The sequence below is a fragment of the Caldimonas sp. genome, assembly GCF_046289365.1.
Taxonomy (GTDB): Bacteria; Pseudomonadota; Gammaproteobacteria; order Burkholderiales; family Burkholderiaceae_C; genus Caldimonas.
Genome location: NZ_JBKBVU010000019.1, coordinates 1 through 24,178, shown reverse-complemented (window position 1 = coordinate 24,178; position 24,178 = coordinate 1). Strand labels below are relative to the sequence as shown.

The window sequence follows — 24,178 nt, the reverse complement described above, 5'->3', positions numbered from 1 at the left end:
GCGCACGGGGGGTGGGGCCCGGCGGCATCACGAGAAGAGCACACATGGCAGAAGCATTGAAGGCCATCAAAGGCATGAACGACATCCTGCCGCCGGATTCGGCGCGCTGGGAATGGTTCGAGGACAAGGTGCGCGCACTGATGGCGCGCTATGGCTACGCCAACATTCGCACCCCCATCGTGGAGCCCACGGCGCTGTTCGTGCGCGGGCTCGGGGAGGTCACCGACATCGTCGAGAAGGAGATGTACTCCTTCGAGGACCGCATGAACGGCGACCAGCTCACGCTGCGCCCCGAGAACACCGCCGGTGTGGTGCGTGCCGTGGCCGAGCACTCGCTGCTGTACGACGGTGGCAAGCGCGTCTACTACATGGGCCCGATGTTCCGCCACGAGCGGCCTCAACGCGGCCGATACCGCCAGTTCCACCAGATCGGGGCCGAGGCCCTGGGCTTTGCCGGCCCGGACGTGGACGCCGAGCTGATCCTCATGTGCCGCAGCCTGTGGCGCGACATCGGTCTGACCGATGTGCGCCTGGAGCTCAACAGCCTCGGGCAGCCGCAGGAGCGCCGTGCCCATCGCGAGGCGCTGATCGCCTACTTCGAGCGCCACCGCGACCAGCTCGACGTCGATGCGCAGCGCCGGCTGCACAGCAACCCCCTGCGCATCCTGGACACCAAGAACCCTGCCATGCAATCGCTCGTCGAGGCGGCGCCGAAACTGATGGACTTTCTCGGTGAGGCTTCGCTCAAGCATCTCGACGCCGTCCGGGCGGCGCTCGATGCCAACGGTGTGGCCTACCGCATCAATCCGCGCCTGGTGCGCGGGATGGACTACTACAACCTCACCGTCTTCGAGTGGGTCACCGACCGCCTGGGATCGCAGGGCACGGTGTGCGGCGGGGGGCGCTATGACTACCTCATCGAGCAGATCGGCGGCAAGCCGGCGCCCGCGGTGGGCTGGGCCCTGGGGGTGGAGCGGGTGCTGGAACTGCTCAAGGAGCTGGGGGTGCAGCCTGGCGCACCGGCCCCTCACGCCTACGCCGTCATCCCGCAGGCCTCGGCGCTGCCGCGCGCCTTGCAGTTGATCGAGGGCCTGCGCGCCGCCGGTGTGTCGGTGCTGATGCATGCGGCCGGCAAGGACGGGCCGGGCAGCATGAAGAGCCAGTTCAAGAAAGCCGATGCCAGCGGTGCACGCTTTGCGCTGGTCTTCGGTGAGGACGAGCTGGCGCAGGGGCAGGTGGCCGTCAAGGCCCTGCGAGACGCCCAGCAACCCCAGGTGCTGCGCCCCCTGGACAGCCCGGCCGCCTGGGCGGCCGAACTGCTCGACGCATAATCTGCTGTTTGGCGGCCGTAAGGGCTGCCGTTGGACGAACCTTTCCATGGCCACCCATCTCGATCTCGAAGAACAAGAGCAAGTCGAACGACTCAAGCACTTCTGGCGCCAGTATGGCAACCTGATCACCTGGACCCTCATCCTGGTGCTCGGGGCCTTTGCCGCGTGGAACGGCTGGAACTACTGGCAGCGCGATCAGGGCGCCAAAGCCAGCGCGCTGTACGACGCCCTGGAGCAGGCAGCCCAGGCCGGCGAGATCGACAAGGTGCGGCAGGCGTTCGAGGATCTTCGCTCGCGCCACCCGCGCACCGCTTATGCGGGGCAGGCGGGGCTGGTGGCTGCCCGGGCCCTGGCCGATCGCGACCAGCTCCCTGCGGCCCGCGACACGCTGCGCTGGGTGGCCGACCAGGCCTCGGAGCCGGATCTGCGCATCATCGCCCGTCTGCGCTTGGCGGGCCTGTTGCTGGACGAGAAGGCGTACGACGAGGCCCTGGCCCTGGTCAGCAAGGACATCCCTGCGGCCTATGAAGGCCTGGCGGCCGACCGCCGCGGCGACATTCATCTGGCCCAGGGCCGACCCGATCAGGCCCGCCAGGAATATGAGAAGGCCCATCGCTCGCTCGATCCCGGTCTGGACTACCGGCGTGTGGTCGAGGCCAAGCTGACCGCACTGGGCGCCGCCCCGTCCGAGTCGGCCGGGGAGGTGCGCTGATGTGGCGCCTGGCAACCGTGGGGGCGGCGGCATTCCTGCTGGCAGCTTGCTCGAGCGCGCCCCAGCGGCCCGAACCGACACCGCTGGTGCAACCTGCCCCCGATATCGTGCGCGTGGCGGTGGCCTGGCGGCAATCGGTGGGCCCGGTGCGTATGCCGGTGCGTCTGCAGGCGGCAGGCGGCATGATCGCGGTGGCCTCAGACGATGGGTCGGTGGGCCTGCTCGATGCCGCGACGGGACAGTGGCGCTGGCGTGCCCAGCTCGACATGCCCTTGTCGGCCGGGGTGGGCAGCGATGGTCGGCACGTGGCGGTGCTCACGCGCGACAACGAAGTAGTCGTCTTGCGCGATGGTGAGGTCTTGTGGCGCCAGCGCCTCACGGCACGCTCACTGACCGCTCCCCTGGTGGCCGGAGAGCGCGTGTTCGTGTATGCCCAGGACCGCTCCGTCCACGCCTTCGATGCAGCCACCGGTGCGCGACTGTGGGTGTTACAGCGTCCCGGCGAACCGCTGACCCTGGCCCAACAGGGCGTGCTGCTCCCCGTGGGCGACACGCTGCTGGTGGGGCAGGGGCCCCGACTGGCGGGACTCGACCCACTGCGCGGCAGCGTGCGCTGGGAAGTGCCGGTGGCCACGCCGCGCGGCACCAACGAGGTCGAACGGCTGGCCGATCTCGTCGGGCCGGCGGCACGCTTGGGCGAGACCGTGTGCGTGCGCTCCTTCCAGGCTGCTGTGGGCTGCGTGGACGCGCGCCGCGCGGGATTGCTGTGGAGCAAGGCGTCCAACGGCTCGGTGGGGCTGGCCATGGACGCCGAGCAGGTCTACGGCGTGGACGGCACCGACCGCATCACCGCCTACCGGGTCCGTGACGGGGAGGTGGCCTGGACCGTGGAGGCGCTGCGCTTCCGGGGCCTGACCGCCCCGCTGGCCGCCGGTGACAGCGTGATCGTGGGGGACGGGCAGGGGTATGTTCACTTCCTGTCTCGCCGTGACGGGCAGCCGGTCGGCCGTGCCGCCACCGACGGCAGCGGCATCGCCGCCGCGCCCCTTCAGGTGGGCGACCGCCTGGTGGTGCTGACCCGTGCGGGCAGCCTCATCGCATGGCGTCCCGAATGAACCGCTGCACGGGGGACCTCGTCGTGAAACCCGTGATCGCCCTCGTCGGGCGGCCCAACGTGGGCAAGTCCACGCTGTTCAACCGCCTGACGAAGTCCCGCGATGCCATCGTCGCCGACTTCGCCGGCCTGACCCGCGATCGCCACTACGGCGATGGCAGGCTCGGCGGGCGGGACTACATCGTCATCGACACCGGCGGCTTCGAGCCCGACGCCGACAGCGGTATCGTGCGCGAGATGGCCAAGCAGACCCGCCAGGCCGTGGCCGAGGCCGATGCCATCGTCTTCGTCGTCGACGTGCGCGCCGGCCTGTCGGCCCAGGACCACGACATCGCCCGCTACCTGCGCGCCACCGGCAAGCCCGTGGTGCTGGCGGCGAACAAGGCTGAAGGCATGCAAGACGGCCCGCAGCTGGCCGAGTTCTTCGAGCTCGGACTGGGCGAGCCGCAGCCGGTCTCCGCCGCCCATGGCCAGGGCATCCGCAGCCTGGTCGATGCGGTGTTCGAGCATCTGCCGCCGCCGCCCGAGGACGACGAGGGGGAGCCGGCACAGGAGCCGCAGGACCGCGTCATCCGTCTGGCCGTCGCGGGCCGGCCCAATGTGGGCAAATCCACGCTGATCAACACCTGGCTGGGTGAGGAGCGCCTGGTGGCCTTCGATCTGCCCGGCACAACGCGCGATGCCATCCGCGTCCCGCTGGAGCGCGACGGCCGACGCTTCGAGATCATCGACACCGCCGGCCTGCGTCGCAAGGGGCGGGTGTTCGAAGCGATCGAGAAGTTCTCGGTGGTCAAGACCCTGCAGGCGATCTCCGAGGCCCACGTGGTGGTGCTCCTGCTCGACGCCACTCAGGGGGTGAGCGACCAGGATGCTCACATCGCCGGCTACGTCCTCGACAGCGGCCGGGCGGTGGTGATCGCGATCAACAAATGGGACGCGGTGGACGACTACCAGCGCCAGATGCTCGAGCGCTCGATCGAGCAGCGCTTGGCCTTCCTGCGCTTTGCCCCTCGGCTGCACATCTCCGCGCTGCGCCGGCAGGGGCTGGGGCCGCTGTGGAAGGCGATCGCCCAGGCCCATGAGTCGGCCTTCAAGAAGATGAGCACCCCGGTGCTGACCCGGCTGGTGCACGAGGCGGTGCAGCACCAGGCCCCCAAGCGTTCCGGGATGTTCCGTCCGAAGTTGCGCTATGCGCACCAAGGGGGCATGAACCCGCCGGTGGTCGTCGTGCACGGCAATTCGCTCGAGCACGTCACCGACGCCTACAAGCGCTACCTCGAAGGGCGCATCCGGGATCATTTCAAGCTGGTGGGCACACCTCTGAGGGTGGAAATGCGCTCGTCCCGCAACCCCTTCTCAGACAAGGATTCCTGACTAATCCCCGGAATGCGCACGGTGGTGTGTTAACGTGCGTCTTCCAAAATATCCAACACGGAGAATATCGTGAGCAACAAAGGGCAACTCCTCCAAGACCCGTTTTTGAACCTGCTTCGCAAAGAGCACGTGCCGGTCTCGATCTACCTGGTCAACGGCATCAAGCTGCAGGGCCATATTGAGTCTTTCGATCAGTATGTGGTGCTCTTGCGCAACACCGTCACCCAGATGGTTTACAAGCATGCCATCTCCACTGTCGTGCCCGGTCGTGCGGTGAATTTCCATCCTAACGAGCAGACTGAATCCCACTGATGCGCGAAAGCAGGCCCGGCCCGGCCGGGCGGCGTTCGCCACCCGCCTGAGGTGACACAGACCTTGAATGCCCCGGCAGCGGATGTGCCCCAGCCCACCATCCTGGTGGGGGTGGATCTTGGCCCTGGCTCCTCATTCGATCCGACCCTGGACGAGCTCGCCTTGCTGGCGCAGTCGGCCGGCGACACCCCCGTGGCGCGGCTGACGGCGCGCCGCAAGGCCCCGGACGCCGCCCTGTTCGTCGGGCAGGGCAAGGCCGAGGAGATCAAGGCCCTGGTCGGCCAGCACAACGCTGCCGGCGTGCTGTTCGACCAGGCGCTGTCCCCGGCCCAGCAGCGCAATCTCGAACGCTTTCTCGGTGTGCCTGTGGCCGACCGAACGATGCTCATCCTGGAAATCTTCGCGCAGCGCGCACGCAGCCACGAAGGCAAGCTGCAGGTCGAACTGGCCCGGCTGCAATACCTCTCGACCCGCCTGGTGCGCCGCTGGAGCCACCTGGAGCGCCAGCGCGGCGGGGTGGGGCATCGGGGGGGGCCGGGCGAGACGCAGATCGAACTCGACCGGCGCATGATCGGCCAGCGCATCAAGTCGCTCAAGGCCCAGCTCGACCGCGTCAAGCGCCAGCGCCAGACGCAGCGTCGCTCGCGCGAGCGTAACGGCACCTTCAAGGTCTCGCTGGTGGGCTACACCAACGCCGGCAAGTCCACGATGTTCAATGCCCTGGTCAAGGCACGCGCCTATGCGGCCGACCAGCTCTTTGCCACGCTGGACACCACCACGCGCCAGCTTTACCTCGCCGACGCCGGCTGCGCGGTCAGCCTGTCCGACACGGTGGGCTTCATCCGCGACCTGCCTCATGGCCTGGTCGAGGCCTTCCAGGCCACGCTGCAGGAGGCGGCCGACGCCGACCTTTTGCTGCACGTGGTCGATGCCGCCAGCCCCCTGTGGCGTGAGCAGGTCGAGGAGGTGCAGCGCGTGCTGGGCGAGATCGGGGCTGCGGAACTCCCTCAGATCCTGGTCTTCAACAAACTGGACCGGCTGGAGCTCAGCCAGCGTCCCCGGGAGATGGTCGATCGCTTCGAGCTGGCGCCGCACCGCTCGGTGCCGCGGGTGTTCGTCAGTGCAGCCACCGGGGAAGGGCTGGACAGCCTGCGCCGCGCCGTGGCCGAGGCAGCCCTCGGGGCACAGCTCCCCGTGCCGTCTGCGGTCGACACTTCCACCGAACCCGGAGCGGTCCTGCCGGATGCTCTCCGAAACACCGTCCTTGTCGCATGAGCATGAACATTCGCTCCCTCTCCGAATCCTCCGCCGCACAGGCCGGCTTTGTCCAGCGCCTGGCCGGCGTGGGGCTTGCGCTGTTCAGAGCCCTGCTGGTGACCATGCTGCGCCCGCTGCGCGGGCTGTTCAATCTGAACGATCCGCGCTGGGGACGCCGCCTCGACCCCCAGGGCAGTGAGCCCACGCGCAACCAGGGTTCGGGCGGCGGCGGGCGCAACGACGGCCCCCCCGATCTCGATGAGCTTTGGCGCGACTTCAACCGCAAGCTCAGCGGACTGTTCGGCGGCCGACCCGGCGGGCCGCAGCGTCCCAACGGCAACGGCTCGGGCGGAGGCTTTCAACCGCCGGACATGAAAGGGGCGGGCATCGGGGCGGGCTTGATCGTCGGTGTGGTGGCACTGATCTGGTTAGGCAGCGGCTTCTTCATCGTCCAGGAAGGTCAGCAAGCCGTGGTCATGACCTTCGGCCGCTACAGCCACACCACCGAGGCCGGCTTCAAATGGCGCTTGCCATATCCTTTCCAGTCCCACGAGACCGTTCCGGTCACCCAGTTGCGCTCGGTGGACGTGGGCAGCATGTCCGTCGTTCAGGCCACGGGCCTGCGCGACTCGTCCATGCTGACCCAGGACGAAAACATCGTGGACATCCGCTTCACGGTGCAATACCGCCTGAAGGACGTCAAGGACTACCTGTTCGAGAACCGCCGGCCCGACGATGCCGTGGTCCAGGCGGCCGAGTCGGCCGTGCGCGAGATCGTCGGCCGCAGTGCGATGGATGCCGTGCTGTACGAGCAGCGTGACGCGATCGCCGCCGAACTCGTCAAGTCCATCCAAACGCAACTGGATCGCCTGCGCGCGGGCATCGTGATTTCCAATGTGAACATCCAGAGCGTGCAGGCCCCCGAGCAGGTGCAGGCGGCCTTCGACGACGCCCTCAAGGCCAGCGCCGACCGCGAACGCCTGAAGAACGAGGGCCAAGCCTATGCCAACGATGTGATCCCTCGCGCCCAGGGCACGGCGGCGCGTCTGCGGGAGGAGGCCGAGGCCTACCGCGCCCGCGTCATCGCGCAGGCCGAGGGCGATGCCGACCGCTTCCGCAGCGTGCTGGCCGAATACCAGAAGGCGCCGGCCGTCACGCGCGACCGCCTCTACATCGAGACCATGCAGCAGATCTACAGCAACGTCAGCAAGATCATGATCGACACGCGCAACAACAGCCTGCTGTACCTGCCGCTGGACAAGCTGATGCAGGCCGGTGCGGTGCAAGGGCCGGCCCAGGCGGCTCCTTCCGCCGAGACCCAAACCCAGACCCAGCAGCCGCTGCCGCTGTCCAGTGACAACCGCCTGCGCGACCCGCAGCGCAGCCGAGAGCGCGATGTGCGTTGACCGCTGAGCGCAGACCACGAGGACCCCATGAATCGCATCGGAATGATCGTCTCGACCCTGCTGCTGGCCGTCGTCCTGGCCGGGTCGATGCTGTTCGTCGTCGACCAGCGCCAGTTCGCCGCGGTGTATGCCCTTGGCGAGATCAAGGAAGTCATCAGCGAGCCCGGCTTGAAGTTCAAGCTGCCGCCCCCTTTCCAGAACGTCGTCTTCCTGGACAAGCGCATCCAGTCCCTCGACAGCCCGGAGACCCGCCCGATCTTCACCGCCGAGAAGCAAAGCCTGGTGATCGATTGGCTGGTCAAATGGCGCATCACCGATCCGCGTCAATTCATCCGCAACAACAACGGTGCCGACGTGCGCAACGCCGAGGTGCGCCTGGCGCCCATCGTGCAGGCTGCGTTCAACGAGGAGGTCACGCGACGCACCGTACGGGCCGTGCTTTCGACCGAACGCGACCGCGTCATGCAGGCCGTGCAGGCTCGCCTGGCGGAAGATGCCAAGAGCTTCGGGATCGAGATCGTCGACGTGCGGATCAAGCGCGTGGATTTCTCCGCCAGCATCACCGATGCCGTGTACCGCCGCATGGAGTCCGAGCGCCGCCGCGTGGCCAACGAACGCCGCTCCACCGGAGCCGCCGAGGGCGAGAGCATCCGGGCCGATGCCGATCGCCAGCGGGAGATCATCGTCGCCGAGGCCTACCGGGAGGCTCAGAAGATCAAGGGCCAGGGCGACGCCCAGGCGTCGGCCATCTATGCCGCCGCCTTCGGGCGCGACCCGCAGTTCGCGCAGTTCTATCGCAGCCTCGAGGCCTACCGTCAGAGCTTCCGCAGCAAGTCCGATGTGATGGTCATCGACCCCAACGGCGATTTCTTCCGCGCCATGCAGGGCAGCGGCACCGGCACCGCCCCGGGCCGTCGCTGAGCGCATGGGGGAGGTGATCCTCGTTGCGCTGGCGTTGGTGCTGGTCTTTGAGGGCCTGCTGCCTTTCGTCAGTCCGGGCACCTGGCGCCGGGTGTTCGAGCAGGCCCTGCGGCTCACCGACGGCCAGTTGCGTTTCCTGGGTCTGCTGAGCCTCGGGGCCGGTCTGCTGCTGCTCGTCCTGGCAGCCTGAGTCCGGTGCCTCCCTAGCCGGCCTCGGTCGGCGACGCCGGTACAATCGCATTTTCAATCCCCTGGCGCTTTCCCATGTCTTCTGCTTGGCTGCTGCCCGAGCACATCGCCGACGTCTTGCCTTCCGAGGCGCGGCGCATCGAGGAGTTGCGGCGGGTCCTGCTCGATTGCGCGCGTTGCTGCGGCTACGAGCTGGTCATGCCGCCCATGCTCGAACACCTCGAATCCCTGCTCACCGGTGCAGGCGGCGAGCTGGATCTGCGTACCTTCAAGCTCGTGGACCAACTCAGCGGCCGCACGCTGGGCGTGCGGGCCGACGCCACACCGCAGGTCGCCCGCATCGATGCACACCTGCTCAACCGCGAGGGCGTGACGCGCCTGTGCTACTGCGCGCCGGTGCTGCACACCCGGCCGGCCGGCCTGCGTGCCACCCGCGAGCCGCTGCAGTTCGGCGCCGAGATCTACGGCCATGCGGGCCTGGAGGCCGACCTCGAGGTGCAGGAGCTGGCGCTGACCGCATTGCGACGCGTCGGCGTGCAGGGTCTGACACTGGACCTGGCCGATGCCCGCATCGTGCGCGCGCTGCTGGCCGGCGTGCCGGTGGATGCCTCGATGTTGGGGGAGGTCTATCGCAGCCTGGCCGCCAAGGACACGGCCACGCTGGTGCAGCTCACGGCGGGCTTCCCGGCGGAGTCCCGCGAGGGCCTGCTGGCGCTGACGCAGCTCTACGGTGGGCTGGAGATCCTGGCCGAGGCCCGTCGGCGCCTGCCGCAGCGCGGGGCCATCGCCGCAGCGCTCGACGATCTCGCCTGGCTGACCGACCATCTCGCGCGGGCCTTCCCCGACGTGGCCCTGGGCCTGGACTTGGCCGACCTGAGCGGCTATGCGTATTACAGCGGTGCGCGCTTTGCGGTCTACGCTGCCGGCCATCCCGACGCCCTGGTGCGCGGCGGGCGCTACGACGAGGTCGGTGCGGTCTTCGGCCGCAACCGTCCGGCCGTGGGCTTCAGCACCGACCTCAAGGAAGTCGTGGCCCTGGCCCGTGTGGAAGGCACGCGCGCGGCCGTGCGCGCACCCTGGGGGGAGCAGGCCAGCCTGCGCGAGGCTGTGCGCCGATTGCGCGAACAGGGCGAGATCGTCGTGTGCGTGCTGCCCGGGCACGAGCACGAGGTGCAGGAATTCGAATGCGATCGCGAACTCGTGGCGCAGGGCGAGCACTGGGTCGTTCGCCCGCTGTGAACGCGGGTGGTTCGCCGACAGACATCTTTTCGATTGGGACCGTTTGACATGACTGAGCACACCCGGGGCCGCAACGTCGTTGTGGTCGGAACGCAGTGGGGCGACGAAGGCAAGGGCAAGGTGGTGGACTGGCTCACCGACCACGCCAGTGCCGTGGTGCGCTTCCAGGGCGGGCACAACGCCGGCCACACCCTGGTCATCAAGGGCAAGAAGACCGCCTTGCAACTCATTCCCTCGGGCATCATGCGCGAGGGCGTGGCCTGCTACATCGGCAACGGCGTGGTGGTCGATCCGGCCCACCTGCTCTCAGAGATCGAACGCCTGGAGGCCGCCGGCCTGGACGTGCGCTCGCGCCTGTACATCAGCGAGTCCTGCCCGCTGATCCTACCCTTCCATGTGGAGGTGGACCGCGCCCGCGAGGCATTGCGCGAGTCCAGTGGCGCCGGCAAGATCGGCACCACCGGCAAAGGCATCGGCCCGGCCTATGAGGACAAGGTGGCGCGCCGGGCGCTGCGCGTGCAGGACCTCAAGCATCCCGAGCGCTTCGCGGCCAAGCTGCGCGAGCTGCTGGACCTGCACAATTTCGTCTTGCAGGGCTATCTCAAGTCGAGCGCACTGGCCTACGAGCCCATCTTTGAGCATGCGATGAAGGTGGCCGAGCAGCTCAGGCCCATGATGGCTGACGTGGGGGTGCGCATCCATCAAACCAATCTGCAGGGCGGCCACGTCCTCTTCGAGGGGGCCCAAGGCACCTTGCTGGACATCGACCACGGCACCTATCCCTACGTGACCTCGAGCAACTGCGTGGCCGGTAACGCCGCTGCGGGCTCGGGCGTGGGGCCGGACAAGCTGCACTACATCCTGGGCATCACGAAGGCCTACACCACTCGGGTAGGCTCAGGCCCGTTCCCCACCGAACTGCCCATCGACGAGCCGGGCACCGTGGGCCACCACCTGTCCACCGTGGGCCAGGAGCGTGGCACCGTCACCGGTCGCGCCCGGCGCTGCGGTTGGCTGGATGCTGCCGCGCTCAAGCGCTCGGTGCTGATCAACGGCATTTCGGGTCTGTGCATCACCAAGCTCGACGTGCTCGATGGCCTGGACGAGATCAAGATCTGCGTGGGCTACGAACTCGCAGGCCAGCGCATCGACATCCTGCCGCTGGACGCCGACGACATCGTCAACTGCCGGCCCGTGTACGAAACCTTGCCGGGCTGGAAGGACAGCACCGCCGGCATCACGCAGTGGGACCGCCTGCCGGCCAATGCACGGGCCTACCTCGAGCGCATGCAAGCGCACATCGGGGCCCCCATCGACATGGTGTCCACCGGACCGGACCGGGAGCACACCATCTTGCTGCGCCATCCGTACAAAGCCTGACCCCGCCCGCCAGCCCACCCCCTCAACATACCCATCCGCATGACCGATACGACAAGCGAGCGCAAGGAGCCTGCATGCTGACCGACGACGGCAAACACCTCTACGTGTCCTGGGACGAGTACCACATGCTCATCGAGCGTCTGGCGCTGAAGGTGCACAACTCGGGCTGGGCCTTCGACCAGATCCTGTGCCTGGCGCGCGGCGGGATGCGACCCGGTGATGTGCTCTCGCGCGTCTTCGACAAGCCGCTGGCCATCATGTCCACCAGCTCGTACCGTGCCGAAGGCGGCACCATCCAGGGCCGGCTGGACATGGCCAAGTACATCACGATGCCCAAGGGCGAGCTGGCCGGCCGGGTGCTGTTGGTCGATGATCTGGCCGACTCCGGCGTGACCCTCAAGGCCGTGGTCGAACGCCTGCGCGGCATGCCGGCCATCACGGAGCTGCGCTCGGCCGTCATCTGGGTCAAGGGCGTGTCCAGCTACATGCCGGACTATCACGTCGAACTGCTGCCCACGAGCCCTTGGATCCATCAGCCGTTCGAGGAGTACGACACGCTGCGTCCCGAAGGGCTGGCGAAGAAGTACCAGGTTTGAGCGCTGTCCAGCCTTTGATCCACCTGGAGCATCGCGCTGCGGGCCAGTGGTTGCACAGCAGCGGCTGGTCCGTTCGCCTAGGCGCGGCGGGAGGCGGCACACTCCCAAGCGACTGCGTGCGGAAAACGAAAAAGCCCCGCATCATGGATGCGAGGCTTTTGTGTCTGGTGCCCAGGAGAGGACTCGAACCTCCACGGTGTTACCCGCTAGTACCTGAAACTAGTGCGTCTACCAATTCCGCCACCTGGGCTCATGCTCTTAACTCATACAACGCTTTAAATAAAGCGTTGGTGTGTCAGAACAGAAGGAGATTCTATCATCAATAATTCGAACACTGCAAGCCCCGCGGTTGCCGCCACCTTGCTCAGCGAGGTCGAGGGCACCGTCATCGGCCACCGCGACGGCCACGGTTTCGTGCGCCGCGACGACGGTCAGGCCGACATCTATCTCTCGCCGCAGGAGATGCGCGCCGTGCTGCACCGCGACCGCGTGCGCGTGCGCGTCGTGCGGCACGATCGCAAGGGCCGGCCCGAGGGGCGCGTGCTCGAGATCATCGAGCGCAAGAAGTCGCCCATCATCGGCCGCTTGTTACACGAGGGGGGCGTGTGGCTGGTCGCGCCCGAGGACAAACGCTACGGCCAGGACATCCTCATCCCGAAGAACGCTATCGCGAAGGCCCAGGCCGGGCAGGTGGTGGCCGTGGAGCTGACCGAGCCGCCGTCGATGTACTCGCAGCCGGTGGGCCGCGTCACCGAGGTGCTGGGCGAGATCGACGACCCTGGCATGGAGATCGAGATCGCCGTTCGCAAGTACGAGGTGCCGCACCAGTTCTCGCCCGAGACCCTGGCCCAGGCCGCCAAGCTGCCCGACAAGATCCGCGCGGCCGACCGCAAGCACCGCATCGACCTGACCGATGTGCCGCTGGTGACCATCGACGGCGAGGATGCGCGCGACTTCGACGACGCCGTCTATTGCGAGCCGGCCCGCGTGGGCCGAGGCAAGGGTTGGCGCCTGGTGGTGGCGATCGCCGACGTCAGCCACTACGTCAGGCCCGGCGATCCGCTGGATGCCGACGCCTACGAGCGTGCAACCTCGGTCTATTTTCCCCGCCGGGTCATCCCGATGCTGCCGGAGAAGCTGTCCAACGGCTTGTGTTCGCTCAATCCCGACGAGGATCGGCTGGCGATGGTGTGCGACATGCTCATCAATGCCAAGGGCGAAATCCATGCCTACCAGTTCTTCCCGGCAGTGATCTGCTCGCATGCGCGGCTCACCTACACCGAGGTGGCGGCCATCCTGGCCAACACGCGTGGCCCCGAGGCCATGCGCCGCCAGGCGCTGGTGCCTCATCTGCTGCATCTGCACGAGGTCTACCGTGCGCTGCTGCGCGAGCGCACCGCGCGTGGAGCAGTGGACTTCGAAACCGTGGAGACGCAGATCGTGTGCGACGACAACGGCCGCATCGAGAAGATCGTGCCGCGCGTGCGCACCGAGGCCCACCGGCTCATCGAGGAGGCCATGCTGGCGGCCAACGTCTGTTCGGCCGATTTCATCGCCCGCGCCAATCACGCGGCGCTGTACCGTGTGCACGAGGGCCCCACGCCGGAGAAGCGCACGATCCTGCAGAACTACCTGCGTGCGCTGGGCCTGGGGCTGACGATCGGCGACGAGCCGCATCCCCGGGAGTTCCAGGCCATCGCCCAGGCCACCAAGGATCGGCCCGATGCGGCGCAGATCCACTCGATGCTGCTGCGCTCAATGCAACAGGCCATCTACACCCCGGTCAACTCTGGGCACTTCGGACTGGCCTACGAGGCCTACACACATTTCACCAGCCCGATCCGGCGTTATCCCGACCTGCTTGTGCACCGGGTCATCAAGGCCTTGCTGCAGGGGCAGCGCTATCGCCTGGGGGGGCTGTTGGAGGAGCCGGCGCCGACCCGGCGGGGCGCATCGCGCAAGATCCCGGCGGTCGAGATGGCGCAATGGGAGGCCGCGGGCATCCATTGCAGTGCCTGCGAACGCCGCGCCGACGAGGCCTCGCGCGATGTCGAGGCCTGGCTGAAATGCCGCTTCATGCGCGACCACCTCGGCGAGGAATACAGCGGCACGGTCAGCGCGGTCACGAGCTTCGGCCTGTTCGTGCAGCTCGATGCGCTCTACGTCGAAGGCCTGGTGCACATCACCGAGCTCGGAGGCGAGTACTACCGCTTCGACGAAGTGCGCCAGGAGCTGCGTGGCGAACGCACCGGCGTGCGCTACACGGTCGGCGCCCGCGTGCGGGTGCAGGTCATCCGCGTGGACCTGGACGGGCGCAAGATCGATTTCCGCATGGTGCACGAGGCCGGCGACGAGCGCGTCGGACCACGTGCAGGCAAGGGGGCGGCCGGCAGCCGACAGGCCCGACTGGCCGAGGTGGAAGCGGCCGACCGCCAGGCCAAATCCCGCACCCGCTCGGCCAAGGCCGGCGTGACGACGGCTCCCCGCGCCACGCGTGCGGGGGCGAAGCGGGCGGCTGCCAAGCCGTCCAAGCCGCGCAGCCCCCGGCGCAGCCGCTAGTCCGGCGCATCCATGGCGGCCTGTGTCCGGGGGGGCGGGGGGCCTAGCCCTGCAAGGCCTCCACGAGCACCCCTGCGCGCAGTGGGCCAGTGTGTCCCTCGGCGACCCAGCGGTCGGCTGCCGCGCCGTGCTGGTGGACCGCCAGGGTGGCGGCCTCCCAGGCGTCGAGGCCCTGGGCCCACAAGCCAGCGAGCCAGCCTGCCAGCACGTCGCCGGTGCCGGCCGTGGCCAGGGCGGCGTTGCCGCTGCGGTTGATCCATGGGGCGCGTGAAGCCTGTGCGACCACGGTGCCCGACCCCTTGAGCACCACGGTGCAGCCCCAGCGCGCCGCCAGGGTCTGGGCGGCAGCCAGGCGGTCGGCCTGCACCTCGCGGGACGATGCCGCGCCCAGCAGCCGCGCCGCCTCCAGCGGATGCGGGGTCAGCACGGTGGCCTGCCCACGACGGGCGCGGTGCTGCAACTGAAGCTGCAAGCCAGCGTCGGCGGCCACGGCATTGAGCGCATCGGCATCGAGCACCAGGCGCGGGGCGCGTCCCAACCACCATGGCAAGGCGGCACCCATGGCCGCCCCCCCGCCGCAGCCACACACCACGGTCAGCGCGTCGGTGGGCAGCAAGGCGGCATCCTGGGCCCGCCGCCCCATCAGCTCGGGATGGGCAGGGTCCAGCAGCGCCGCCTGCGGGTCCAGCGGCTGGACGTAGACCCGTCCGGCACCGGCCGCCAGCGCCGCCCGTGCGGCCAGCCACAGCGCCCCAGTCATGCCGGTCGTGCCCCCGACGACCAGCACCTCGCCGAAGCTGCCCTTGTGCTGGGCATGGCGCCGTGCGGGCAGGGGCCGGCTGCTGGCACCGAGCCAGGCGTCCGCCTGCGCCTGGGGGGTGATGCCCAGACCGTCGAACCACACCCGTCCTGCCAGGTCTCGTCCATCGGCGGTGAACAGGCCGGGTTTGAGCGTCAGCAGGCTCAGGGTGTGGTCGGCGCGCACCGCTGCGTCGGGGCTGCCGCCCAGGCAGCCTCCAGTGTCGGCCTCCAGACCGGTGGGCAGGTCCACCGCCAGCACCGGGCCTGGGTGGCGGCGCAGGGCCTGCACCGCCCGAGCGATCGGACCTTCCGGGGCGCGGCGACTACCCAGGCCGAGCAGGGCGTCGATGGCCAGGCTGCCTGCCGGCAGCCCGGTGGGGGCTTCGACGTCCTGGCCGGCGACGATGGGCACCCCGGCCTGCCGCGCCCGCTCCAGGGCTTTGGCGGCATCGGCCGGCAGACGCTGCGGATCGGCCCAGAGATGGACCTGCACGGCCCATCCGGCCGCGCGCAGGTGGACGGCGGCTTCGAGGCCGTCGCCGCCATTGTTGCCCGGCCCGGCCGCAATCCAGGCCGACGGTGCGTGCGGTGCGATGGCCAGGGCCAGGCGTGCCACCGAACGGCCCGCCCGAGCCATCAGAGGGGGGGCGGGCAGGCCGGCCTGCGCGGCCGCCTCGATCTCGCGGCTGGTGGCGGTGCGGTACAGGGGCCAGGCCTCATCACAGGACAGGACCGGCAGCGGGACAGGCAAAGAGGTGGACAAGGCGCGGCGCAGGAGTGCTGGAGACGGCACGATATCGCGCCTGAGCCGGCCTGCAAAGCGGGCGCCTGCCGAAACCGCCCCCGTCGCCGGCTCAGGCGAGGCCGCAGGCGGTGTTCGCCGGCGAGAGCGTCGCCTCCACCGCTAGCGCCAGGCTCAGCAGCACGTCGTCCTGACCGGCCCCGGCCCACAGCATCAGTCCAACCGGCCAGTCGCCTGCAGGTGGGCAGGGTAACGACAGGGCGCAGCCGTCCAGGAAATTCACCACCGACGGGTTGCGCAGCAGCAGCGCATTGAGACGGAAGAACGCAGCGTCATCGTCGGCGATCTGGGCGATCGGCGGGGCCACACACGGCACGGTGGGCGAGAGCAGGGCATCGAAGCCGGCGATGCGGGCCTGTACACGTTCGATCCACTCGGCGCGTGCGCGCTGCAGGGCCAGATAATCGGCCGCCTGCATGTCCTGGCCGCTGCGGATGCGCCGGGCCACGCGGGGGTCGTACCGTGCCTCGTGCGCCTCGATCAGCGTGCGGTGCCAGGCCCAGCTTTCCGCGGCCGGGAAATTGCAGTGCGTCTGCAGCGCGGGCAGTTCGGTCAGCTCCGGCAGATCGAATTCCTCGATGGGGTAGCCCGCGGCGCGCAGCCCGCACAGCGCGGCCTCGAACCGGCGAGCCACCGTCGGCTCCAGCGCATCGAGCATCAGCGTGCGCGGCACACCCAGACGCCAGCGCCCCGGCGGACGGGGGAGCCGCCGGACCGGGCGGTCGGCCAGGACCTCGTGCAGCAGCACGGCGTCGCGCACCGAGCGGGTGATCGCACAAGCCGTATCGAGCGTGGGTGAGAGCGGGATGCAGCCGTCCAGTGGCACGAGTCGCGCGGTGCACTTGAAGCCCACCAGCCCTTGCAGCGCGGCCGGAATGCGGATGGAGCCGCCTGTGTCCGAGCCCAGGGCGGCCCAGGCGGCGCCGGTGGCCACCGAAACGGCGGCGCCCGAACTGGAGCCGCCGGGGATGCGCGGGGTCGCCGGGTCGAGTGCGGCCGTCGCCGGATTGGCCGCAGGAGGGTGGTGCGGGTTCCAGCCCACGCCCGAGTAGGCGAACTCCGTCATGTGGGTGTGCCCGATGAGTGCCGCCCCGGCGCGGCGCAAGCGGGCCACGGCGGCGGCATCGTGGGTCGCCGGCGCCCGGTCGGCGAGGACCCGCGAGCCCGCCGTGGTGGGGTGACCGGCCACGTCGAAGAGGTCCTTGATGCTCACCGGCAGCCCGGCCAGCGGCCCGGTGGGTGCGCCGGCGGCCCGGGCCTGGTCCGCTGCCAAGGCCGCCACCCGGGCCTGGGCCTCGAAAAGGCGCAGGAAGGCCGCGCGCGCCGGCCCCCGGGCAGCCGCCAGGGCCGACTCGACCAGCTCGACGGCGTGCCGGCGGCCTTCATGCAATTGCAAGCGCAGGGCGGTGAGGTCTTCGGGCATGGCGTGTGGTGCTATACTCTTTGGGTTTACCTGCAGGCGTTTGGCAAGCCTTGCGGCTGCAGGAGACGAAAAACGCGAATCCGGCCATCGAATGGCCTCGGGGCGGGGCCTCGAGAGATGCGAAAGGTGTCGCCTGGGCATGAAGCCCGGCGATTGGCGCCGGATTCTAGACCCAACCTTTTGGAGCGCTCACATGCCCGTCACCATGCGTGAAATGCTGGAAGCCGGCGTCCATTTCGGACACCAGACCCGCTTCTGGAACCCCAAGATGGCCCCCTACATCTTCGGCCATCGCAACAAGATCCACATCGTCAACCTCGAAAAGACGCTGCCGATGTTCGAGGAGGCGATGAAGTTCGTCCGCCAACTCAGCAGCCGCCGCGGCACCATCCTCATGGTGGGCACCAAGCGCCAGGCCCGGGAGATCGTTGCCCAGGAAGCCCAGCGTGCCGGCATGCCTTACGTCGACCAGCGCTGGCTGGGCGGCATGCTCACGAACTTCAAGACCGTCAAGGCTTCGCTGAAGAAGCTCAAGGACATGCAGGCCCAGGTCGAAGCCGGCCTGGACCAGCTCAGCAAGAAGGAAGCTCTGTTGTTTCAGCGCGAGCTCGCCAAGCTCGAAAAGGACATCGGCGGCATCCAGGACATGACCGCGCTGCCCGATGCGCTGTTCGTGATCGACGTGGGCTACCACAAGATCGCCGTGGCCGAGGCCAAGAAGCTGGGCATCCCGGTGATCGGTGTCGTTGACACCAACCACTCGCCGGCCGAGATCGACTACGTCATCCCGGGCAATGACGACTCCGCCAAGGCGGTAGCCCTGTACGCCCGTGCCGTGGCCGATGCCGTGCTCGAAGGCCGTGCCAACGCCGTGAGCGAGGTGGTTCAGGCCGCCGCCGGTGAAGACGAGTTCGTGGAAGTAAACGAGACGGCCTGAGGACCGCCCACACACTCGTCCAGGGGCTGGTTCAGCCCCTTTTTTTCAACGCAAAACGTACACCCGACCCCGGCCGCGCCGCTGATGCGCGCGGCCTGCGACATAGGAGAACAAAGATGCCCGCAATTACCGCAAGCATGGTGGCCGAACTGCGTGCCAAGACCGACGCACCGATGATGGAGTGCAAGAAGGCGCTGACCGAGGCCGATGGCGACATGGCCCGCGCCGAGGAGATCCTGCGCGTCAAGCTCGGCAACAAGGCCGGCAAGGCCGCCTCGCGCGTGACCGCCGAGGGTGTGGTGGCCGCCTCGATCAACGACACCACCGGCGCGCTGGTGGAGGTCAACTGCGAGACCGACTTCGTGTCCAAGAACGACGCCTTCCTGGCCTTCGCCAAGGCGGTGGCCGGCCTCGTGGTCGAGCACAACCCTGCCGATATCGTGGCCCTGTCGGCGCTGCCGCTGTCGATGGAAGGTTTCGGGCCGACCGTCGAGGACGTGCGCAAGGGCCTGATCGGCAAGATCGGCGAGAACATGACCATTCGCCGCTTCAAGCGCTATGCCGGCGGTGGCAAACTGGCTCACTATCTGCATGGCACCCGCATCGGTGTGATCGTCGAGTTCGATGGGGATGACGTGGCCGCCAAGGACGTGGCCATGCATGTGGCGGCGATGAAGCCGGCCGCGCTGTCGGCCGCCGACGTGCCCGCGGACCTGGTGGACAAGGAGCGCAAGATCGCGGCCGAGAAGGCTGCCGAAAGCGGCAAGCCGGCCGACATCGTCGCCAAGATGGTCGAGGGTTCGGTGCAGAAGTTCCTCAAGGAGGTCTCGCTGCTCGACCTGGTGTTCGTCAAGGCCGCCGATGGCAAGCAGACCGTCGGCCAGTACCTCAAGGGCGCCGGCACCACCGTCAAGGGTTTCACCCTGTACGTCGTGGGTGAGGGCATCGAGAAGAAGCAGGACGACTTCGCCGCCGAGGTGGCCGCCCAGGTCGCCGCTGCCAAGGGTCAGTGAGTCCCGCCGTCCGCCGAACCGATACACTTTCCACGCGCTGCCCACGATCGGAGGATCTGCATGCCGACCTACAAACGCGTCCTGCTCAAGCTCTCGGGTGAAGCCCTGATGGGCGACGATGCGTACGGCATCAACCGCGCCACGATCGTGCGCATCGTGCGCGAGATCCAGGAGGTCACGGCCCTGGGCTGCGAGGTGGCCGTGGTGATTGGCGGCGGCAACATCTTCCGTGGCGTGGCTGGCGGCTCGGTCGGTATGGACCGGGCCACGGCGGACTACATGGGCATGCTGGCCACGGTGATGAACGCCCTGGCCCTGGCCGACACGATGCGCCAGGAGGGCATGACCGCCCGCGTGATGTCGGCCATCGGCATCGAGCAGATCGTCGAGCCCTACGTCCGGCCCAAGGCCCTGCAATATCTGGAAGAGGGCAAGCTCGTGGTCTTTGCCGCCGGCACCGGCAATCCCTTCTTCACCACCGACACCGCCGCCGCGCTGCGCGGCGCGGAGATCGGCGCGCAGATCATGCTCAAGGCCACCAAGGTCGATGGGGTTTACACCGCCGACCCGAAGAAGGATCCCGAAGCCACACGCTACACCAGCATCAGCTTCGACGAGGCCATTGTGAAGAACCTGCAGGTGCTGGACGCGACGGCCTTTGCGCTGTGCCGCGACCAGAAGCTGCCGATCAAGGTGTTCAGCATCTTCAAGCCCGGCGCGCTCAAGCGGGTGGTGCTGGGCGAGGATGAGGGCACCCTGGTCCATGTTTGAGGAGCACGTTTTCCATGAGCATCGCTGACATCAAGAAGACTGCCGAGCAGAAGATGGCCAAGTCGGTCGAGGCCTTCAAGCACGAGCTCGCGAAGATCCGTACCGGCCGGGCCCATCCGGGCCTGCTGGACCAGGTGCACGTCGAGTACTACGGCTCGATGGTGCCCATCAGCCAGGTGGCCAACGTCACGCTGCTGGATGCCCGCACGATCAGCGTGCAGCCCTGGGAAAAGGGCATGGGCCCCAAGATCGAGAAAGCCATTCGCGAGTCTGACCTGGGCCTGAACCCCGCGGCGCAAGGCGACCTGCTGCGCGTGCCGATGCCCCCGCTCACCGAGGAGCGCCGCAAGGAGCTGACCAAGGTGGTGCGTCATGCCGGCGAGGAGGCCAAGGTGGCCGTGCGCAACCTGCGTCGCGACGCCAACGAGCATGCCAAGAAGCTGCTCAAGGACAAGCAGATCACCGAGGACGAGGAGCGCCGCTCCCAGGACGAGATCCAGAAGCTCACTGACCGCACCGTGGCCGAGATCGACAAGCTGATCGCTGCCAAGGAAGCTGAGATCATGGCCGTCTGAGGGCCCGCTTGATCGCGCGCGCACGCTTGACCTTGCCCGGCAAGGAGCCGCAGCCATGATGCCGCGTCACGTCGCGATCATCATGGACGGCAATGGACGCTGGGCCAGCCGCAGGCTGATGCCCCGTGGCATGGGCCACAAGGCCGGTGTCGATGCGCTGGTGCGCACGGTCGAGGCCTGCGCGCGCCGCGGCATTCCCTATCTGACGGTCTTTGCGTTTTCGTCCGAGAATTGGCAACGCCCGCAGGAGGAGGTCAGTGGCCTGATGTCCCTGGTGCTCAGCACGGTGGGGCGCCACCTCGGCGAGCTGGCCCGCAAGGGCGTGAGGGTGCGCATCGTCGGTGACCGCACGGCAGTGTCGGACCAGGTCAACCAGGCGTGGACGCAGGCCGAGGAGGCCACGCAACACAATCACGGCCTCACGCTCACGGTGGCCTTCAACTACGGGGGGCGCTGGGACGTGGTGCAGGCCTGTCGCCGCGCGCTGGCGGCCGGGGTGCGGCCGGAGGACCTGGACGAGGCCGCCATCGCACGCCATCTGTCGCTGTCCTATGCCCCGGACCCGGACCTCCTGATCCGCACTGGTGGGGAGATGCGCATCAGCAATTTCCTGCTGTGGCAGTCGGCCTACACCGAACTGCACTTCACGGACTGCCTCTGGCCCGATTTCAACGACGTGGAACTCGACCGCGCGCTGCAGTCTTACGCACGCCGGGACCGGCGTTTCGGCCGTGTGTCCGAGGCCGGCAATGCCGTGCGCGAGGCCTGACCATGCTCAAGCAACGGGTGATCACGGCCGTCGTGCTGCTGCTGCTGGCTCTGCCTGCGCTGCTGGCCTCCCATCCCGGTCCGTTCGCACTGTTCAGCACCGTGCTGCTGGCTGCTGCTGGGTGGGAATGGTCCCGCCTGAACTTGCCGTCGAAGGGGGCGGCCTACGCCACCGGCGGTCTGATGGCCCTGGGGTGTGCGGGGCTGTGGTGGGCCGGCTGGTCCGCCGACCGGGGCCTCGCGCCCCTGTGGTGGCTGGCCCTGATGCTGTGGGTGCTGGGCGGCGCCTGGGCGCTTCGCGGCGGTGTGTCGGGCTGGTCGGCCGTGCCAGCCGGCCTGCGCTGGCTGCTGGGCGTGTTGCTGCTGTGGCTGGCCTGGCTGGCCCTGAACCAGTCCATGGCGGTGGGGGTCAACCACCTGCTGTCGGTCCTGTGCCTCGTGTGGGTGGCCGACATCGCCGCCTACTTTGGCGGGCGGGCTTTCGGCCGGCGTAAACTGGCTCCGGCGATCAGCCCGGGCAAGAGCTGGGAAGGCGTGTGGAGCGGAGGAGCCGGCGTGCTCGTGCTGGCCGGCGCCTGGATCGCCTTCGACCGCAGCGGCCTGGCCGACGGTCCCAGCCTCTACACGGCGTTGCAGGCGCGGTGGGGCCTGGGCGGCTTGGTGGTGGTGTGTGTTTTCCTGACGGCCATGAGCGTGGTGGGGGATCTGTTCGAGTCCCTGGTCAAGCGCGCAGCGGGCGTCAAGGACAGCAGTGGTCTGCTGCCGGGCCATGGCGGCGTGCTCGACCGCATCGACGCCTTGCTGCCCGTCTTTCCGATCGCGATGGCCCTGGGGAGCCTGTGACCATGGTTCAGCGTCTTTGCATCCTGGGCTCGACGGGCTCGATCGGGACAAGCACGCTGGACGTGGTGGCGCTGCATCCCGATCGCTTCGAGGTCGTGGCGCTGACGGCGCACACGCGCGTGCAGACCCTGCTGACGCAATGTCTGCGCTGGAAGCCGCGTTTTGCCGTGATGACCGATGCCGCCGCGGCGCGTGCCTTGCGCCAGGCGGTGCGCGAGGCGGGCGTGCGCACCGAGGTGCTCGACGGTGATCAGGCCCTGGAAGACATGGCGGCCCATCCCGACGTGGATGCCGTGATGGCGGCCATCGTCGGGGCGGCTGGCTTGCGCCCTTGTCTGGCCGCGGCCCGTGCGGGCAAGAAGCTGATGCTGGCGAACAAGGAGGCGCTGGTGGTCGGCGGTGCGCTGTTCATGGAGGCGGTGCGTGCCGGCGGAGGCACGCTGCTGCCCATCGACAGCGAGCATTCGGCGATCTTCCAGTGTCTGCCCGAGAACCCCGCGACCTGGCCGCAGCGGATCGAACGCATCGTACTGACCGCATCGGGCGGGCCTTTCCGCGAACGCGACCCGGCCACGCTGTCCACCGTGACGCCGCAGGAGGCCTGTGCCCATCCGAACTGGGTGATGGGACGCAAGATCTCCGTGGACTCGGCCACGATGATGAACAAGGCGCTGGAGGTGATCGAGGCGCGTTGGCTCTTCGATCTGCCGCCCGAGCGCATCGAGGTGCTGATCCATCCGCAAAGCATCGTGCACTCGATGGTGGTGTGCAAGGACCACTCGGTGCTGGCCCAGTTGGGCACGCCCGACATGAAGGTGCCCATCGCCTATGGCCTGGCCTACCCCGAGCGCATTGCCTCGGGCGCCGGGTTGCTGGACCTCACGCGCACGACGGCGTTGAGTTTCGAGGCCCCCGATCCCCGCCGGTTTCCGGGGCTGGGCCTGGCCTGGCAGGCCCTGTCGGCCCGGCATGGCACCACCGCCGTGCTCAATGCGGCCAACGAGGAGGCCGTCGCCGCCTTCCTGGATGGAACCATCCGCTTCGACCAGATTCACACGGTGAATCTGCGCACCCTCGAAGCGGTGCTGCCCGAGACGGACGTGCGCGACTGTCTGGACGCGCTGCTGGCACTGGATGCCCGGGCCCGGCACCAGGCGCGCGGCATCGTCACGGAGCTTTCGGCATGATCATCACCGTCCTGGCCTTTCTGGTCACGCTGGGCATCCTCATCGTGGTGCACGAGTGGGGGCACTACCGCATGGCGAGGGCCTGCGGAGTGAAGGTGCTGCGCTTCTCGGTGGGGTTCGGCCGGGTCCTGTGGCGCCGCCAGCGCCACCCCGACGCCACCGAGTTCGTGGTGTGTGCACTGCCTTTTGGCGGTTATGTGCGCATGCTCGACGAGCGCGAGGGCATGGTGCCGCCGGAGCAGGTGCATCAGGCCTTCAACCGCCAACCCCTGAAGGCCCGGGCCGCCATTGTCGCAGCGGGCCCGGCGGCCAATCTCGTGCTGGCCGTGTTGCTGTACGCGGCCGTCGGCTGGATCGGCATGGATGAGCCCAAGGCCGTGCTGGGGGCGCCGGCCGCCGGCAGCTTGGCCGAGCGGGCCGGCCTGCGCGCGGGTGACTGGGTGCAGGGCGTTTGCACGCCCCACGGGCAGACCGAGCCGGTGCGCTCGTTCAGCGACCTGCGCTGGCAGATCACCGAGGCGGCCGTGGGCGAGCGCGATCTCGACCTGGAGGTGACCGATCCCCAGGGACGCCATCCCCGCACCGTGAGGCTGCCGCTGGCCAGCCTGGGCACGCGCGAGGTCGATGCCCAGCTCATGTCGAAGGTGGGCCTCGGGGCACCATACAGC

At 68.5% G+C, this 24,178-nt stretch carries 23 protein-coding genes and 1 tRNA gene; 21 read left to right on the top strand and 3 right to left on the bottom strand.

Annotated elements, in window-relative coordinates; genetic code table 11:
• The first annotated feature begins 44 nt into the window (after positions 1-44).
• From hisS to ACK42S_RS03660, 12 genes are all read left to right on the top strand, one after another.
• On the top strand, positions 45-1,331 hold the full coding sequence (gene hisS, locus ACK42S_RS03715) for a histidine--tRNA ligase (protein ID WP_409703505.1): 1,287 nt from the start codon (positions 45-47) through the stop codon (positions 1,329-1,331).
• 46 nt (positions 1,332-1,377) lie between these two features.
• Positions 1,378-2,043, top strand: a complete 666-nt coding sequence (locus ACK42S_RS03710) for a YfgM family protein (RefSeq protein WP_409703502.1) — start codon at positions 1,378-1,380, stop codon at positions 2,041-2,043.
• Entirely contained in the window at positions 2,043-3,158 is a 1,116-nt protein-coding gene (gene bamB / locus ACK42S_RS03705; protein ID WP_409703499.1) for an outer membrane protein assembly factor BamB, read from the top strand. The genes ACK42S_RS03710 and bamB overlap by 1 nt, the downstream gene beginning before the upstream one ends.
• 23 nt (positions 3,159-3,181) lie before the next feature.
• Positions 3,182-4,531, top strand: a complete 1,350-nt coding sequence (der, locus tag ACK42S_RS03700; protein ID WP_409703529.1) for a ribosome biogenesis GTPase Der — start codon at positions 3,182-3,184, stop codon at positions 4,529-4,531.
• A 69-nt stretch (positions 4,532-4,600) separates the two neighbouring features.
• Entirely contained in the window at positions 4,601-4,843 is a 243-nt protein-coding gene (gene hfq / locus ACK42S_RS03695; RefSeq protein ID WP_409657616.1) for an RNA chaperone Hfq, read from the top strand.
• A gap of 63 nt (positions 4,844-4,906) precedes the next feature.
• Positions 4,907-6,118, top strand: coding sequence for a GTPase HflX (gene hflX, locus ACK42S_RS03690; protein WP_409703497.1), 1,212 nt, complete (start codon positions 4,907-4,909; stop codon positions 6,116-6,118).
• A 2-nt stretch (positions 6,119-6,120) separates the two neighbouring features.
• Positions 6,121-7,506 (top strand): FtsH protease activity modulator HflK, encoded by a 1,386-nt coding sequence (gene hflK, locus ACK42S_RS03685; protein WP_409703494.1) that lies wholly within the window; start codon positions 6,121-6,123, stop codon positions 7,504-7,506.
• Positions 7,507-7,533: 27 nt separating this feature from the next.
• Positions 7,534-8,427, top strand: a complete 894-nt coding sequence (gene hflC / locus ACK42S_RS03680) for a protease modulator HflC (RefSeq protein WP_409703491.1) — start codon at positions 7,534-7,536, stop codon at positions 8,425-8,427.
• A gap of 4 nt (positions 8,428-8,431) precedes the next feature.
• The gene (locus tag ACK42S_RS03675; RefSeq protein ID WP_409703488.1) at positions 8,432-8,617 is read left to right on the top strand and encodes a DUF2065 domain-containing protein; all 186 of its coding nucleotides are present in this window, start codon (positions 8,432-8,434) and stop codon (positions 8,615-8,617) included.
• 74 nt (positions 8,618-8,691) lie between these two features.
• The gene (locus ACK42S_RS03670) at positions 8,692-9,855 is read left to right on the top strand and encodes an ATP phosphoribosyltransferase regulatory subunit (protein ID WP_409703485.1); all 1,164 of its coding nucleotides are present in this window, start codon (positions 8,692-8,694) and stop codon (positions 9,853-9,855) included.
• A 48-nt stretch (positions 9,856-9,903) separates the two neighbouring features.
• Positions 9,904-11,235: an adenylosuccinate synthase gene (locus ACK42S_RS03665; RefSeq protein WP_409703482.1), complete on the top strand. Its 1,332-nt coding sequence runs from the start codon at positions 9,904-9,906 to the stop codon at positions 11,233-11,235.
• A gap of 74 nt (positions 11,236-11,309) precedes the next feature.
• Positions 11,310-11,831 (top strand): phosphoribosyltransferase, encoded by a 522-nt coding sequence (locus tag ACK42S_RS03660; RefSeq protein ID WP_409703480.1) that lies wholly within the window; start codon positions 11,310-11,312, stop codon positions 11,829-11,831.
• A 165-nt stretch (positions 11,832-11,996) separates the two neighbouring features.
• On the opposite strand, the gene ACK42S_RS03655 is transcribed toward ACK42S_RS03660, so the two are convergent.
• A tRNA-Leu gene (locus tag ACK42S_RS03655) sits at positions 11,997-12,081 on the bottom strand.
• A 110-nt stretch (positions 12,082-12,191) separates the two neighbouring features.
• Between ACK42S_RS03655 and rnr the strand changes: the two genes are divergently transcribed.
• Complete coding sequence (gene rnr / locus ACK42S_RS03650) at positions 12,192-14,390, top strand: ribonuclease R (protein ID WP_409703477.1); 2,199 nt, start codon at positions 12,192-12,194, stop codon at positions 14,388-14,390.
• A gap of 43 nt (positions 14,391-14,433) precedes the next feature.
• Here the strand turns inward: rnr and ACK42S_RS03645 are convergent, their stop codons facing one another.
• Together ACK42S_RS03645 and ACK42S_RS03640 are read right to left on the bottom strand one after the other, a co-directional pair.
• Complete coding sequence (locus ACK42S_RS03645) at positions 14,434-15,954, bottom strand: NAD(P)H-hydrate dehydratase (RefSeq protein ID WP_409703474.1); 1,521 nt, start codon at positions 15,952-15,954, stop codon at positions 14,434-14,436.
• Positions 15,955-16,045: 91 nt separating this feature from the next.
• Positions 16,046-17,416 carry an amidase gene (locus ACK42S_RS03640; RefSeq protein WP_409703471.1) on the bottom strand — a complete coding sequence of 457 codons (1,371 nt, stop codon included), beginning with the start codon at positions 17,414-17,416 and terminating at the stop codon, positions 16,046-16,048.
• A 193-nt stretch (positions 17,417-17,609) separates the two neighbouring features.
• On the opposite strand from ACK42S_RS03640, the gene rpsB reads away from it, so the two are divergent.
• From rpsB to ACK42S_RS03600, 8 genes are all read left to right on the top strand, one after another.
• Positions 17,610-18,353 (top strand): 30S ribosomal protein S2, encoded by a 744-nt coding sequence (rpsB, locus tag ACK42S_RS03635; protein WP_409703468.1) that lies wholly within the window; start codon positions 17,610-17,612, stop codon positions 18,351-18,353.
• A gap of 116 nt (positions 18,354-18,469) precedes the next feature.
• Positions 18,470-19,366: a translation elongation factor Ts gene (gene tsf, locus ACK42S_RS03630; protein ID WP_409703465.1), complete on the top strand. Its 897-nt coding sequence runs from the start codon at positions 18,470-18,472 to the stop codon at positions 19,364-19,366.
• Positions 19,367-19,426: 60 nt separating this feature from the next.
• Positions 19,427-20,137, top strand: coding sequence for a UMP kinase (pyrH, locus tag ACK42S_RS03625; protein ID WP_409657652.1), 711 nt, complete (start codon positions 19,427-19,429; stop codon positions 20,135-20,137).
• A gap of 14 nt (positions 20,138-20,151) precedes the next feature.
• Positions 20,152-20,712 carry a ribosome recycling factor gene (gene frr, locus ACK42S_RS03620; protein WP_409657655.1) on the top strand — a complete coding sequence of 187 codons (561 nt, stop codon included), beginning with the start codon at positions 20,152-20,154 and terminating at the stop codon, positions 20,710-20,712.
• Positions 20,713-20,770: 58 nt separating this feature from the next.
• A complete protein-coding gene (gene uppS / locus ACK42S_RS03615) occupies positions 20,771-21,481 on the top strand; it encodes a polyprenyl diphosphate synthase (protein ID WP_409703526.1) in 711 nt (236 codons plus the stop codon).
• Between the two features lie 2 nt (positions 21,482-21,483).
• Positions 21,484-22,323, top strand: a complete 840-nt coding sequence (locus tag ACK42S_RS03610) for a phosphatidate cytidylyltransferase (protein WP_409703462.1) — start codon at positions 21,484-21,486, stop codon at positions 22,321-22,323.
• Positions 22,324-22,325: 2 nt separating this feature from the next.
• Positions 22,326-23,510, top strand: a complete 1,185-nt coding sequence (ispC, locus tag ACK42S_RS03605) for a 1-deoxy-D-xylulose-5-phosphate reductoisomerase (RefSeq protein ID WP_409703459.1) — start codon at positions 22,326-22,328, stop codon at positions 23,508-23,510.
• A partial coding sequence (locus ACK42S_RS03600) for a site-2 protease family protein (protein WP_409703456.1) occupies positions 23,507-24,178 on the top strand: 672 nt, incomplete at its 3' end. The genes ispC and ACK42S_RS03600, both read left to right, overlap by 4 nt.